This is a genomic window from Pectobacterium araliae (assembly GCF_037076465.1).
In the GTDB taxonomy this organism is placed as follows: Bacteria; Pseudomonadota; Gammaproteobacteria; order Enterobacterales; family Enterobacteriaceae; genus Pectobacterium; species Pectobacterium araliae.
The window spans coordinates 893,020-907,004 of the sequence record NZ_AP028908.1 but is presented as its reverse complement, the minus strand read 5'-3'; the positions used below and the strand labels follow the sequence as shown (position 1 = coordinate 907,004).

Genomic DNA, 13,985 nt, shown 5'->3' with positions numbered 1-13,985 from the left:
AATAATTTCGAGGTTAACGCAACTTTCACCTCAATGTGAAGATTTATAATATGGAAGCATTATCTCGCCGTCGTTTTATTGCCTATATGGGAAGTGCGATTGCCGTTAGCGGAAATGTCGGTCTTGCTCAAGCGCAAAATGAACCAGAAAAAACGCAGGGTAAAGTAGCCGTTAAATATGGCTTATTACATAACGAAATGCGTTGTATCGGATGCAAAGCCTGTATCAAGGCCTGCAAAGAAACCAATAACGTGCCTGATGGCGTAACCCGGCTGGACATACTGCAAACCGTCGATATTCCCGCAGTCGAGAAAACACGTGCCATCAAGCAATTTTTCCGTAAGTCCTGCCAACACTGTGAAAATCCGCCCTGCGTTGCCGTCTGCCCAACGGGGGCGTCCTTCAAGGATGCGCTCACCGGTATTGTCGACGTCAACGATAAGCGCTGCGTGGGCTGCCGCTACTGTATTGCCGCCTGCCCTTACCATGTGCGCTTCATCAATCCCGTCACGAAAACGGCAGACAAATGCAATTTTTGCCGGGAAACCAATCTGGCCGCTGGGAAGCAACCCGCCTGCGTCGAGATTTGTCCTACCAAAGCGTTGGTATTTGGCGATCTCAACGACCCTGAAAGCAACATTGCCAAGATGATCGAGAGCAATGCGACCTACCGCTCCAAGGTTTATCTGGGCACCGAACCTCAACTCTATCGTATTCCAGGGAAACGAGGAGCCATCGACAATGCATAATGCCTTCATGTTCGACACGCTGGTGTGGGACTGGCCCATCGCCGTTTATCTTCTTCTGGTCGGTATTTCGGCGGGAATGGTGTCGCTGTCTCTGCTGCTCAGGCACTACGTTCCCACTGAATACCACGGCAGTAATCGCGTGATCAAAGCCACCGCCATCGTGGCACCGCTTGCCGTGATCCTTGGGCTAGTGATTCTGATTTTTCATCTGACTAAACCGCTGACCTTTTGGTATTTGATGGTCTTTTACAACCCCACCTCCATCATGTCGCTTGGCGTGATGCTCTTTCAGGTGTATTTCGTCGCGATGCTGTTATGGCTTATCACGCTTTATCACGGCGTATGGCTGACGCAGCTTGAAGCCGTCTGGCACCGTCCGGCACTGGCTGTGCGAGCGCGTAAGTTGACGACGATTATCGTTAAAAATACCGCGGTGATTGAAAACCTGCTGCTGGTGCTGGCAATCCTGCTCGGCTGCTATACCGGCTTCCTGCTGTCCGCGCTGAAATCGTTCCCATTACTGAACAACCCCGTTCTGCCCGTTCTATTTCTGGTATCCGGCACCACCTCCGGTATTGCCGTTATGCTGCTAGCCAGCGCATGGGGGCGTCATACCTCAGGGAATTCACGCTCCTTGCATTTCATCCATCGTGTGGAAACCCCCGTGGTGTACGCCGAACTGTTCCTGCTGTGCGCATTTTTTGTCGGGCTGCTGCTTGGCGGTGGTCAGAAAGTTGTCGCCGCCCAGACCGCACTGTCAGGCTTCTGGGGAAGCGTATTTTGGATTGGCGTTATTGGCATCGGCATTGTGATCCCTTCTCTTGTCAATCGGGTGCGCAAGCCTTCTGCTCATTCCGGCAAAGGGCAAGTGATGACATTAGCCGGCATGAGCCTGTTCGGTGTATTCCTGCTACGACTGTTCGTGCTTTATGCCGGACAAATGACGGTGGCCTAAATGAATACGTCATGGGTTTTATTCTGGATTGCCTCAACCACTTTTTTCATGCAATCCCTGGATACCACCATGGTGTATACCGCTATTCCGGCTATCGCGCAGTCGCTGCATCAACCGGTGTTGCAGATGGAAACGATCGTGATTTCTTATATTGTCACGGTCGTCGCGTTTACGCCGGCCAATAGCTGGCTAGCAGAACGACTCGGAGAAAGGAAAACCTACCAGATCGCCATCGGCATTTTCACACTCGGTTCGCTACTGTGCATGACAGCAACCACACTCGGCAGCTTAAGCGTTTACCGCTTTATTCAAGGCATTGGCGGTGCGCTTATGCTGCCCATCATCAGAACCGTAATATTGCGTACCACGCCGCAGAGCCTGAAATTACGCTTTCTTAATCGAGTGACCTTATTAGGATTACTTGGCACACTAATCGGCCCTGTGTTCGGAAATATTCTGGTTAGCTTTCTCTCGTGGCAGGCTATTTTCCTCGTGAATATTCCACTGGCTTTCGTCTGCTTTTTTCTGGCAACTAAATATATTCCTGTTGCAACGATAAACGAGACGTCACGCACGGGTGCCTATGAAGTGGCCTTTCCCATTTTGATGTTATTTCTCATCGCTTTTATGCTAACCAGCGCCACGAAAAATATATTGCCAACGTTCGTCATGTTATTTCTGTCTTGTAGCACGCTGGGGTTGGTTTTTCTCTACTACCGACAACACCTTATTGCGGAAACAGCTTTATTCCCGCGCGCCCTGTTTGGCATCAGAACTTTTTCTGTCGGTATGATTGGCGGCATCGCAACGCGCACGCTACTGGCATCAACGCCTGTCGTCCTTTCATTAACGCTGCAAACGACACTGGCCTGTCAACCCGCCGAAACCAGCCTGGTTTTACTGCTCTTTTCCAGTGGCGCACTGTTGTCAAAATTGCTGTTCGAACCGCTGGTCAAGCGTATTGGCTACCGGCGGCTGTTGATGCTGACAACCAGCGTAACATCGCTGTGTGTTCTCGCCCTGAGTGTCGCCGTACAAGAGAGAGCAATGCCTTTCATCGGCATTATCGTCATGATATTGGGTGTACTGATTTCGACCTTATATTCAGCAGAAAGCACGCTGGCTTTTAGCAACCTGAATAACAGCACGTACCACAGCGGTAATAATCTACTGACCATTAGTCAATTACTTTCCATCATGCTCAGTATGACGCTAACGTTCCCAATTTTACGTTTTCTTTCTCAGTTTGAAGCCCTCTTCAATCTTAACCCTTTCAGCCTGTTGTTTTTATTACTCGGCATTGGCTTACCGATGTGCTGCCTGATATTCAGGCATCTCAATAACAACGACGGTTATCACTTTATACATGGGCGATAGCTTTATTTATGGGAGATAACGTGGCTATTCACCGTGTTCATTCAAAAACTCATGGAACTATTGATATGAAAATATGCACAGGAATCCTTCCGCTTTGTTGGTTATTCGTAATGGGAACCGCCGTTGCACAAGAAGGGAATTTTAAAGCAGGTACTTACTCCGCCGCCAGACAGGGGATCGGTGGAGACGTCACCGTCACGCTCGATATCGATGCGCAAGGGAAAGTCCTCAAATCCACAATTGATGCCCCGGAAGAAACACCGGAGGTCGGCGGAGAGGCGGCAATAGAACTCGCGAAAACCATGACCGAAAAGCAGAGCATCCAGGTTGATGGCGTGTCGGGCGCCACAATGACCAGCAGTGCGGTGCAAGAAGCCGCGGAAGATGCGTACTCACAGGCTAAGGCGAATTAATACCGTGTTGTAAGAATATTAATAACATCAAGGAAAACATCATGAAACGCTTCAGAAAAAGTGTACTCACGACGCTCTGTCTCTCGATGATGAGCTTGTCTACCGCACAGGCAGCGGACGCAGCAAAGCCGGAAATCCCGAAAAGCGCCGATATCGTTATCATCGGTGGGGGTGCGGCGGGCACCTCGGCAACCATGGCCTCCGCGGAAAAAGGGGCAAAAATCGTCTTACTGGAAAAACAGCCGATTGTCGGTGGTACAGGTAACTTTGCCGAAGGCATTTTCGCCGCCAACAGCAGCATGCAGAAACGTCAGGGGATTGTGGTAACACCGGATATGGCCTTTAAGACCATCATGGAGTACAGCCATTGGATGGCAAATCCCTTTGTGGTACGTGCCTTCGTCAACCGTTCCGCAGACACGATTGAGTGGGTGAAATCGAAAGGCATCAAATTTGAATACATCGGCCCCGGTGGCCCCGGCGGTATGCTGACCTGGCATGTGATTGACGGCCCCGGCCACGGACGCCACCTGATCAAGACATTCCATGAGCAGTTTAAAACAATGGATGTCACCACACTGGTGAAAACAGCAGGTAAAGATCTGGTCGTGAAAGACGGCAAAGTGACGGGCGTCATCGCACAAGATAGCGAAGGCAATACCTTCCAGATAGACGCCAAGGCGGTCATCATCGCAACGGGCGGCTACGCCAACAATAAAGAAATGCTGCAAAAATATGCCGCGTTCCCCGACACCATTATGGTCGGCAACGTCGGTAAAGACGGCGATGGGATTAATATGGCCTGGAAAGCCGGTGCCAAACCAGACGGTCTGGGGCTACTGCAAGCCTATCGCCCTGGTCTGCCAGACTATGCCCCGAACTCTCACCTGCTCGCCGCCGCACGTCAGCCCTATCTGTGGGTTGACCAACATGGCCGCCGCTTTACCGATGAATCTAACGTCATCATCTGGCCACACTCTGGCAACGCGCTGTCAAAAGTAGGCGGCATCATGTACTCCATTTTCGACGAGGCATCCCGTAAGCATTACGTCGAAGACGGCATTGACGTGCCGATTGGCGAATGGGTGATCGCCAATACCCAGTTGACTAAATTCGATAGCGAATTTACCAAGGAAAGTCAGAAAAATCGCGGCTTCGTCTTCAAATCCGCTACCGTTGACGGGCTGGCGAAAGAGATGGGCGTTGATGCCAGCGTGCTGAAGAATACGCTGGAAGAAAACAATAAGTTTGCGGCGCAAAAGCGGGATGACGTGTTTAACAAAAACATGGATTACCTGCGTCCGGTAAAAACTGGCCCATTCTATGCGGTGAGAATGCAGCCCGCCGCGCTGGGCACACTCGGCGGCGTGAAGATTGACGAGAAAATGCAGGCGATAGATAAATCCGGCGAAGTCATTCCGGGTCTATATGTCACGGGTAATGATGCTGCTGGCATGTACGGCGACACCTATGACCTGCTGTTAGGCGGTGGCACGTTTGGCTTTGCGCTCAACTCCGGTCGCATCGCGGCAGAAAGCGCGCTTGATTATATGAAGTTCAGTAAGAAATAAGCGGCAGCGCTTGAGCCTAAGATCGTTTGAATATCGAGATACACGGGGCGACCACAGGGGTGAGGCATCCCTGCGGGAACCTGTGTTTCCCTAACAATGAGCTTAAGTGACCAACATGATACTTAAACCAGCCGGTATGCCGATGCAGGCTGGTTTTTTATTTTAGGGGAGTTTATTTAAGAGGAATCCACTGCGAGCGGAATAGCATTCTGCTCATCCGGCTTTACGAAACGTCAGATTAAAACGGCATTCATCGGACATCCCTTGCGGTACGGTGCCAGATTTCAATGGCAGAATGCCGTGGAAATAGAGCCGCGATTCCCCGCCCCAGACCACCACGTCGCCGTGTGTCAACGGAACACGCTGCGCTTTATCGCTACGCGCCATGCCACCAAACAGAAACGTTGCGCTAAGCCCCAGCGACACAGACACAATCGGCTGGCAAAAATCCCGTTCATTTTTATCCTGATGCAGAGACATGCGCGTACCGACGTCATAACGGTTGATCAGGCAAGCATCCGGCTCAAAATCCGCAAAACCGGCGTCGCTCGCCGCCTGCTTCGCCAACTGGGAAAAAACTTCCGGCATCGCAGGCCACGGCTCTCCGCTTAATGGATCCTGTGCGGTGTAACGATAGCCGCGTTCATCTGTTACCCAACCGAGCCGACCACAGTTGCTCATCGCCACCGACATCACAAAGCCACCCGGCGTGACCCCATTCCGCAACGGCGCACGCGCAGTGACGGCGTTCAACGCCGCAAGCAACGCTGGCGCATCATTATAGGCGCGACCGCGCAGGATGACCGCGCCCGGTGCCAGCGTTTCCGTCCAGCGACGCGGCGCTTCATCGGCAAATAAATCAAAATTCACGGTGACGATTCCCCTGACTGATGCACAATTTGTTCTTTCTCCAGCAGAGCATGTTTACGCTCAATACCCCAGCGATAGCCTGACAGCGCGAGTCAACATCCTGAAACAGCATATCGTTAAGCATGAGTGCACCTCATTCCAGTTTCGGTATGGCTGCCCATCTTACTATTACTGAAAGCCACGCCATGCGCTAACGCTAAACTGGCGCCATCTTACGCACACGTTTAACGCTTGCTTTTTCATTTGGATTTTCTGTTTCAGACGAATAGCCCTTCCCACATGGCGCGCCATGCGGCAATCTCCTATGCTCGTTTTCTGTCCTTTGCGTTCTCATTACGGAAGCCGTTTATGCCATCCCATCCGCCAGTAGATTTCACGCAGCGCGCCAAAACCCACCTCAGCGCCATCAATACGCGCTGGGCCAGCCTGATCGAACAGATTGGTGATTGTCGCCATCAAACGGCACCACACCGGGAACCTTATGAAGCGCTGATGCGTGCCGTCGCCTATCAGCAGCTAACGACGCGAGCCGGGGATGCGATGGTCGCTAAGCTCCTGCGGGTACATGGCGACGTCTTTCCTACCCCAGAACAAATGCTGGCCTGCTCCACCGACACGCTGCGGCAGTGCGGTTTTTCCGCTCGCAAAGCGGATACGCTACATGGCATCGCACAAGGTGCGCTGAACGGGCTTGTACCCAGCCTGAAACAGGCTACGGAGAGGGATGACGACACGTTCATTGAGCAACTGACGTCGCTAAAAGGGATCGGGCGCTGGACGGTGGAAATGTTTTTGATTTATTCGCTGGAACGCACCGACATCATGCCGCTCGACGATTTGGGAATTCGTCAGGGGCTACGTTACGTTTATGATTTACCGGACATGCCAAAACCGCGCGAGTTGCAGTCACTGAGCCTACAATGTCAACCTTATCGCACGGTGGCATCCTGGTATTTATGGCGAGCGCTTGAGCTACCAGCGTACCAGAGTTTTAAACTGACACACCGGTGAAGCGTAGAATTAACACAGACGAATTAGCGCAGACGAGAGCTGGCGACAACCCGCCTGCTCTATCTCAATACCTATAAATGCAGTGACCGATCGCAGCCGGAAGGGATCGTCTGGTCTGCGCCGTCCTACCTTATGCTGTTGGAAATGGCGCAGTAGGGGCACGGCGGGAGCATTCTGCCGCGCTGGCTGGTGGCGCAATACGACCGACAGAAGCTGGTAGAACTGCCCGTTGCAGGCTGACCACAGTGGATTGACGTCGATGTCGTCTGGCCCAAACCCCATCCCCCCAGTCCGGCTGGGCTGTGGATGATCGACAATCTCCTTGCTCAACAAGAGAGTACGCCGCCATAACGCGGGCAACATCACAGCAGTGATCATACGAGCCACAACGCCGTCGCTTTTATGATTACGGCTTTTACGCGAAGAGATAAAAAGCCGATAACGGTTTTTTTATATCACCAACGAATAACATTATAGATTAAATGGTTATTATTTCTAATTTCGCCATTTACTTTACTTAATTAAGTCAATTAAAAGAGAATTATTTTTACACCCTATCGTGCGTATTTTTCTATCGCTTCCAGGGGCGCGAAAGCCGTGCTGCGTGGCGGTTTTACCTATCTGTTACAGGGAAAAATAATGCACGCGCATCACTATTATTGTGATGTACCAAAGTGGTACTTACCGACAAAAAACCATACTATTATAGTGATTACTACTTTTGTATTCGAGACATCCCTGTAGTGCAGCGGTAATACGCCTTAATAATAAGACGCAGAATCCTATAAAGGTCGGAATTTATTAATTAATGCAATTGCAAGTGAGAAAAAAATGTCGAATAAACCCTTCTATTACCAAGATCCTTTTCCACTCCGTAAAGATGACACCGAATATCGTCTGCTGAGCAGCGACTTTGTTTCTGTCGCGCAATTTGAAGGTCAGGACATCTTGAAAGTCGAGCCAGCGGCGCTGACACTTCTGGCTCAGCAAGCTTTTCACGATGCCTCTTTCATGCTCCGCCCCGCTCACCAGCAGCAAGTTGCCGATATTCTCCACGACCCGGAAGCAAGCGAAAACGATAAATACGTTGCCCTGCAATTCCTACGCAACTCCGAAATTTCCGCTAAGGGTATTCTGCCGACCTGCCAGGATACCGGTACGGCGATCATCGTGGGTAAAAAAGGCCAGAACGTGTGGACTGGCGGTAACGATGCCGAAGCGCTATCCAAAGGCGTGTACAACACATTCATTGAAGACAACCTGCGTTACTCACAGAACGCCGCACTGGATATGTATAAAGAGGTCAATACTGGCACCAACCTGCCCGCACAGATTGATCTCTACAGCACCGAGGGCGAAGACTATAAATTCCTGTTCGTCACCAAAGGCGGCGGTTCAGCCAACAAAACCTATCTGTATCAGGAAACCAAAGCGCTGCTGACACCGGGTAAACTGAAGAGCTTCCTGATCGAGAAAATGCGTTCACTAGGCACCGCAGCCTGCCCACCGTACCACATCGCATTTGTGATTGGCGGCACCTCAGCAGAAACCACCCTGAAAACAGTCAAGCTAGCCTCAACCAAGTACTACGATGAACTCCCGACCGAGGGCAACGAGCACGGTCAGGCGTTCCGCGATGTCGCTCTGGAGCAGGAAATTTTGGAAGCGGCGCGCGATCTGGGTCTGGGCGCGCAGTTTGGCGGTAAATACTTTGCACACGACGTGCGGATTATCCGCCTGCCACGCCACGGCGCATCTTGCCCCGTCGGCATGGGCGTATCCTGTTCCGCTGACCGCAATATCAAAGGCAAGATCAACCGCAAAGGCGTCTGGCTAGAACAGTTGGAGCAGAATCCGGGTAAATACATCCCTGAACACCTGCGTGAAACGGGCGAAGGTGATGCGGTTAAAATCAACCTGAACCGCCCGATGGCCGAGATCCTGAAAACGCTGTCGCAGTATCCGGTATCCACCCGTCTTTCCCTGACTGGCACCATCATCGTGGGTCGTGATATTGCTCACGCCAAGCTGAAGGAACGTCTGGATAACGGCGAAGATCTGCCGCAGTACATCAAAGATCACCCGATCTACTACGCAGGACCAGCAAAAACGCCGGAAGGTTACCCATCGGGTTCATTAGGCCCGACTACCGCTGGCCGCATGGATTCTTACGTCGATTTATTGCAAGCCAACGGCGGCAGTATGATCATGCTGGCGAAAGGTAACCGCAGCCAGCAGGTGACCGACGCCTGCCATAAACACGGCGGCTTCTACCTTGGCAGCATCGGTGGCCCGGCAGCGATTCTGGCGCAAAACAGCATCAAGAGCCTGACCTGCGTCGAGTACCCAGAACTGGGTATGGAAGCTATCTGGAAAATCGAAGTCGAAGATTTCCCCGCCTTTATTCTGGTCGATGATAAAGGCAACGATTTCTTCCAGGTGATTCAGAGCGCCAAGTGCGTGAAATGCGGCTAACTAAGTCCTACGGCGGTTAGAGATTAACCGCCAACGCTTCCGTTTTCGTTCGGTAAATAGGTTTGTCTACGACCTACAACGCCCTGACCGTTCATCTGGGCGTTTTTTATTTGATGCCCAGCCGCTTTGCCAGACGATGCAGGTTACCGCTGTCCATTTCCAATTCTCTGGCGCAGGATGACCAGTTGCCTTCATGGCGCGCCAGCGTTTGTTGGATGATCCGACGTTGATACTCGTCCGTTGCTTCTCGCAGGCTACCGCTGATGAAAGACGCGGGGGCTATTTCAATAGCATTCGACGATCCTGTGGCGGAATAAACAGGTTGAGAAGGCAGTTCGAGATTGAAATGTTCACAACCTAACAGCACTTCGCCCGATTCCTGCCCCGCTCTCGCCAACACGGTGGCACGGTAAATAGCATGTTCCAGTTCACGTACATTTCCCGGCCAGTCGTACCGCTCCAACAACGTACCCGCATCGGCTGTCAGCGCCAAACGTACCAATCCCAGTTGCACGCGACTGCGTTCACAGAAGAACCCCGCCAACAGCGCCACATCCTGACTGCGCTCGCGCAGCGGCGGTACAGACAGCGGGAACACGCTCAAACGGTGGAACAAATCGGCACGGAAAGCGCCATCCAGCACCGCCTGCCGCAGATCGCGGTTGGTCGCCGCCAGCACGCGCACGTTCACTTTCAGGCTACTGTCATCGCCCACGCGCTGGAGATCGCCATACTGCAATACGCGCAGCAGCTTCGCCTGTAGCGTCAGAGACAGTTCGCCAATCTCATCCAGAAACAGCGTACCGTTATCCGCCATTTCAAACTTACCGGTTCGATGGTGAATCGCTCCGGTAAACGCGCCCTTCACATGACCAAACAGTTCACTCTCCGCCACCGATTCGGGCAGTGCGGCACAGTTCAGGTACACCAGAGGATGACTTGCCCGGCTGGAACCATGATGAATCGCCCGCACTACCAGCTCTTTACCGACGCCGGTTTCCCCCATGATCAGCACATTCAGGTCGGAACCCGCAACGATATCGACCTCTTTCTTCAACCGCTGCATCGGTTCCGATAGCCCGACCATTTCCTCCACGCTTTCCACCGCCGGGCTTTCGGCCCGCACTGGCGCGGGTAACTGCCGCTCAAGGCGTTCCATCAGCAGCGCGTTACTCAGCGCCGCCGCCGCCATCACCCCCACCAGCCGCAGTTCTTCATCGCTAAAATGGTCGAACTGACACGGATCCATACCGTCCACGGTCAGCGCGCCAATCAGATTCTGATTAGCAAATAGCGGCAGACCAACGCAGGCGTGCACTTTAAGATCCTCCTGACTGGGGATCAGACCGTCATACGGATCGGGAAGCTGGCTGTCCGCCGGAAAACGCACCACGTCGCCCGCGCGGGCAATCGCCTCTAGCCGAGGGTGATCGGACAGACGAAAACGTCGCCCCAGCACGTCCGGTGCCAGACCGTCGATCGCCAATGGACGGAACAGCTGATTCTCGTAACGCAGCAGCGCCGAGGCATCACAGCGCAGCAGCTGGCGCAGGCTGTTGATCAAGCGCTGAAAACGATCCTGATTTGATAGCCCCATTTGTAGCTCGATAGCAATACGGGCCAGGGCGTTAATGGAGAGCGGCATGGTGTGTCCTAATGACAGAGTCTGTGTCATTAAGACAATAAGTAAAGTATGTCACTTTGACAACACCTATTCATTAATACATATAAATCAATAAATTAAAAACTGGCATACTTCCTGCAATCTCTACAGCATATTTTACCGCATATGATTATTGAGGTTTCAGAACATGACAATTCACGTTAAGAACAACATCCACTGGGTTGGACAACGCGACTGGGAAGTCCGTGATTTTCACGGCACAGAATACAAAACATTGCAAGGCAGCAGCTACAACAGCTATCTGATCCGCGAAGAGAAAACCGTACTGATCGATACCGTCGATCACAAATTCAGCCGTGAGTTTGTGCAAAACCTGATGGCGGAAGTGGATCTGAACACGATCGACTACATCGTGATCAACCACGCCGAAGAGGATCACGCCGGGGCGCTGAGCGAGCTGATGGCGCGTATTCCCAACACGCCGATTTACTGTACCTACAATGCGATCGATTCCATCACCGGTCACCACCATCACCCCGAGTGGAATTTCCACACGGTTAAAACTGGCGACACGCTGGATATCGGTAACGGCAAACAGCTGATCTTTATTGAAACACCGATGCTGCACTGGCCGGACAGTATGATGACCTACATGACCGAGGATGCCGTACTGTTCAGTAACGATGCATTCGGTCAGCACTACTGCGATGAGCACCTGTTCAATGACGAAGTAGATCAAACCGAACTGTTCGAACAGTGCCAACGCTATTTCGCCAATATCCTGACGCCGTTCAGCCGCTTAGTCACCGCCAAGATCCACGAAGTGCTGGGCTTTAACCTGCCGCTGTCAATGGTTGCGACCTCACACGGCGTGGTATGGCGTGACGATCCTGCTCAGATCATCCATCTGTATCTGAAGTGGGCAGACAGCTATCAGGAAGATCGCATCACGCTTTTCTACGACACCATGTCCAATAACACCCGCATGATGGCCGACGCCATTGCGCAAGGCATCAATGATGTCGATCCCGGCGTCGCGGTGAAAATCTATAACGTCGCCCGTCACGACAAGAACGAAATTCTGACACAGGTCTTCCGCTCGAAAGGCGTGTTAGTCGGTTCATCCACCATGAATAACGTGATGATGCCGAAGGTCGCTGCCATGTTGGAAGAGACCACTGGCCTGCGTTTCCAAAACAAGAAAGCCTCAGCGTTCGGCAGCTACGGCTGGAACGGCGGTGCGGTAGACCGCGTTCAAACCCGTCTGATGGATGCCGGTTTTGAAACCACGCTGGCGCTGAAAACCAAATGGCGTCCTGACGGTTCAGCGCTGGAAATTTGCCGCAATCACGGCCGCGAAATCGCCCGTCAGTGGGCATTGCATCCGCTGGATGACACGCCAGCTCGTCGCGTCCTTTCGCCAGTTAAGCCGAGCACAGTCACCCCGCAGGCTGCGAGCACCCCTGCTGAAAACGCCTGCGGATGCAATGAAGTCGCTGCGCCACAGTCAGCAGCACAGTCCGCGGTACAGTCAGAAAATGGCTGTATGCAGTGCAGCGTCTGCCAGTGGATCTATGATCCGGCACTCGGCGAACCAATGCAGGATGTCACCCCTGGCACCCTGTGGTCGGACGTACCCGACAGCTTCCTCTGCCCAGAATGTGGGCTGGGTAAAGACGTTTTCAATCCGATTCGCTAGGGAGAGGATGATGAAAGATATCGTGATTATTGGCGCGGGCTTTGCCGCCCGCCAGCTCATCCGGCAGCTACGCAAGCTGGATGCTCATTGCCCTATCCGCCTGATTACCGCCGACAGCGGCGATGAGTACAACAAGCCAGATTTAAGCCATGTGATGAGCCTGCAACAGCACGCCGACGATCTGACCAAAATGCCGGCAGCCGCGTTTGCCGAAGAAAACCGTATCACGCTGCTGGCCAATACGCGTGTCACCGTCATTGACCGCAACGCACAGCAGGTTGTCTGCGGCACGGCTCGTTACGATTACCACAAACTGGTGTTCGCGACCGGAGCCAGCGCGATGGTGCCACCGATTCCAGGGCGCGAACATATGCTGACGCTCAATAGCCAGCAGGAATACCGCACCCACGAAACTCGGCTCTGGCAGGCCGAACGCGTACTGGTGCTCGGTGCCGGACTCATCGGAACTGAGCTGGCAATGGATTTGAGTCGCGCCGAAAAACGGGTCACGCTGGTGGACTGTGCCAGCCGCATTCTGCCCGCGTTGATGCCGCCCGAAGTCAGCGCGCGCCTGCACTTCACGCTCACGCAACAGGGCGTTTCGCTGCTGCTGAATACGACCCTGCAACAGTTAGAGAAAACTGAAACTGGCGTACAGGCTACATTTACCGATGGCCGCTCTATCGAAGTGGACGAAATTATCTCCGCTATCGGTTTGCAGGCCAACACACAGTTGGCGAAAGCGGCAGGTTTGGTGGTGCGAAAAGGCATCCAGAGCAATCAACAGTTACAGACCACCGATCCACAGATTTATGCGCTGGGCGACTGCGCAGAAATTGGCGGTAAGCTTCTGCCCTTCCTGCAACCGATTCAACTCAGCGCCATCACGCTGGCGAAAAACCTGCTGGGTGCCAGTGAGGCGCTAACCCTGCCGCCGATGCTGGTTAAAATCAAGACACCGCTATTTCCCTTACAGATGGCAGGCGATACCACCGGCGATAACCTGCACTGGCAACAGGAATGGAACGAACAGGGAATGGTGGCCAAAGCGCTGGATAGCCAGCAAGTGCTGCGCGCCTTTGTGGTCGGCGGTGAGCGAATGAAAGAGGCATTTCCGCTGCTGCGGCAGCTTTCCACCGTGAGTTCAACCACGGCTGACACAGCAAAATAAATAATGCATTTAAAATACATATTTCTGGTCAGCCCGCGTGCGGATTAATAGAATACGGTCATAGGTATTT

At 52.8% G+C, this 13,985-nt stretch carries 11 protein-coding genes and 1 pseudogene; 10 read left to right on the top strand and 2 right to left on the bottom strand.

The features are described from left to right. The first annotated feature begins 50 nt into the window (after window positions 1–50). The 5 genes from AACH44_RS04100 (at window position 51) to AACH44_RS04080 (ending at window position 5,065) form a co-directional block, all read left to right on the top strand. Entirely contained in the window at window positions 51–749 is a 699-nt protein-coding gene (locus tag AACH44_RS04100; protein WP_261847271.1) for a 4Fe-4S dicluster domain-containing protein, read from the top strand. Then, window positions 742–1,704 carry a cytochrome c nitrite reductase subunit NrfD gene (nrfD, locus tag AACH44_RS04095; protein WP_261847270.1) on the top strand — a complete coding sequence of 321 codons (963 nt, stop codon included), beginning with the start codon at window positions 742–744 and terminating at the stop codon, window positions 1,702–1,704. Before AACH44_RS04100 ends, nrfD begins: the two co-directional genes overlap by 8 nt. Next, window positions 1,705–3,081, top strand: a complete 1,377-nt coding sequence (locus tag AACH44_RS04090; RefSeq protein WP_261847269.1) for an MFS transporter — start codon at window positions 1,705–1,707, stop codon at window positions 3,079–3,081. Window positions 3,082–3,146: 65 nt separating this feature from the next. Beyond that, entirely contained in the window at window positions 3,147–3,494 is a 348-nt protein-coding gene (locus tag AACH44_RS04085) for an FMN-binding protein (RefSeq protein ID WP_261847268.1), read from the top strand. Between the two features lie 41 nt (window positions 3,495–3,535). Beyond that, window positions 3,536–5,065 carry an FAD-dependent oxidoreductase gene (locus AACH44_RS04080; RefSeq protein ID WP_261847267.1) on the top strand — a complete coding sequence of 510 codons (1,530 nt, stop codon included), beginning with the start codon at window positions 3,536–3,538 and terminating at the stop codon, window positions 5,063–5,065. A gap of 213 nt (window positions 5,066–5,278) precedes the next feature. On the opposite strand, the gene alkB is transcribed toward AACH44_RS04080, so the two are convergent. Continuing rightward, window positions 5,279–5,935: a DNA oxidative demethylase AlkB gene (gene alkB / locus AACH44_RS04075; RefSeq protein ID WP_261847266.1), complete on the bottom strand. Its 657-nt coding sequence runs from the start codon at window positions 5,933–5,935 to the stop codon at window positions 5,279–5,281. Window positions 5,936–6,283: 348 nt separating this feature from the next. Between alkB and AACH44_RS04070 the strand changes: the two genes are divergently transcribed. From AACH44_RS04070 to fumA, 3 genes and pseudogenes are all read left to right on the top strand, one after another. Continuing rightward, on the top strand, window positions 6,284–6,946 hold the full coding sequence (locus AACH44_RS04070) for a DNA-3-methyladenine glycosylase family protein (protein ID WP_261847265.1): 663 nt from the start codon (window positions 6,284–6,286) through the stop codon (window positions 6,944–6,946). Between the two features lie 30 nt (window positions 6,947–6,976). Continuing rightward, window positions 6,977–7,297 (top strand): annotated as a pseudogene (locus AACH44_RS04065) (LysR substrate-binding domain-containing protein); the annotation flags it as partial. Between the two features lie 480 nt (window positions 7,298–7,777). Then, window positions 7,778–9,421 carry a class I fumarate hydratase FumA gene (gene fumA, locus AACH44_RS04060; protein WP_261847264.1) on the top strand — a complete coding sequence of 548 codons (1,644 nt, stop codon included), beginning with the start codon at window positions 7,778–7,780 and terminating at the stop codon, window positions 9,419–9,421. A 106-nt stretch (window positions 9,422–9,527) separates the two neighbouring features. On the opposite strand, the gene norR is transcribed toward fumA, so the two are convergent. After that, window positions 9,528–11,066, bottom strand: coding sequence for a nitric oxide reductase transcriptional regulator NorR (norR, locus tag AACH44_RS04055; RefSeq protein ID WP_261847263.1), 1,539 nt, complete (start codon window positions 11,064–11,066; stop codon window positions 9,528–9,530). A 166-nt stretch (window positions 11,067–11,232) separates the two neighbouring features. On the opposite strand from norR, the gene norV reads away from it, so the two are divergent. Together norV and norW are read left to right on the top strand one after the other, a co-directional pair. Continuing rightward, entirely contained in the window at window positions 11,233–12,744 is a 1,512-nt protein-coding gene (gene norV / locus AACH44_RS04050; protein ID WP_261847262.1) for an anaerobic nitric oxide reductase flavorubredoxin, read from the top strand. Window positions 12,745–12,751: 7 nt separating this feature from the next. Continuing rightward, window positions 12,752–13,915, top strand: coding sequence for an NADH:flavorubredoxin reductase NorW (gene norW / locus AACH44_RS04045; RefSeq protein WP_338659510.1), 1,164 nt, complete (start codon window positions 12,752–12,754; stop codon window positions 13,913–13,915). Window positions 13,916–13,985 lie beyond the last annotated feature (70 nt).

Excerpts from the sequence above, each read along its gene's own strand:
- AACH44_RS04100 (WP_261847271.1), top strand. The coding sequence starts at position 51 with ATGGAAGCATTATCTCGCCGTCGTTTTATTGCCTATATGGGAAGTGCG.
- nrfD (WP_261847270.1), top strand. The coding sequence starts at position 742 with ATGCATAATGCCTTCATGTTCGACACGCTGGTGTGGGACTGGCCCATC.
- AACH44_RS04090 (WP_261847269.1), top strand. The coding sequence starts at position 1,705 with ATGAATACGTCATGGGTTTTATTCTGGATTGCCTCAACCACTTTTTTC.
- AACH44_RS04085 (WP_261847268.1), top strand. The coding sequence starts at position 3,147 with ATGAAAATATGCACAGGAATCCTTCCGCTTTGTTGGTTATTCGTAATG.
- AACH44_RS04080 (WP_261847267.1), top strand. The coding sequence starts at position 3,536 with ATGAAACGCTTCAGAAAAAGTGTACTCACGACGCTCTGTCTCTCGATG.
- AACH44_RS04070 (WP_261847265.1), top strand. The coding sequence starts at position 6,284 with ATGCCATCCCATCCGCCAGTAGATTTCACGCAGCGCGCCAAAACCCAC.
- fumA (WP_261847264.1), top strand. The coding sequence starts at position 7,778 with ATGTCGAATAAACCCTTCTATTACCAAGATCCTTTTCCACTCCGTAAA.
- norR (WP_261847263.1), bottom strand. The coding sequence starts at position 11,066 with ATGCCGCTCTCCATTAACGCCCTGGCCCGTATTGCTATCGAGCTACAA.
- norV (WP_261847262.1), top strand. The coding sequence starts at position 11,233 with ATGACAATTCACGTTAAGAACAACATCCACTGGGTTGGACAACGCGAC.
- norW (WP_338659510.1), top strand. The coding sequence starts at position 12,752 with ATGATGAAAGATATCGTGATTATTGGCGCGGGCTTTGCCGCCCGCCAG.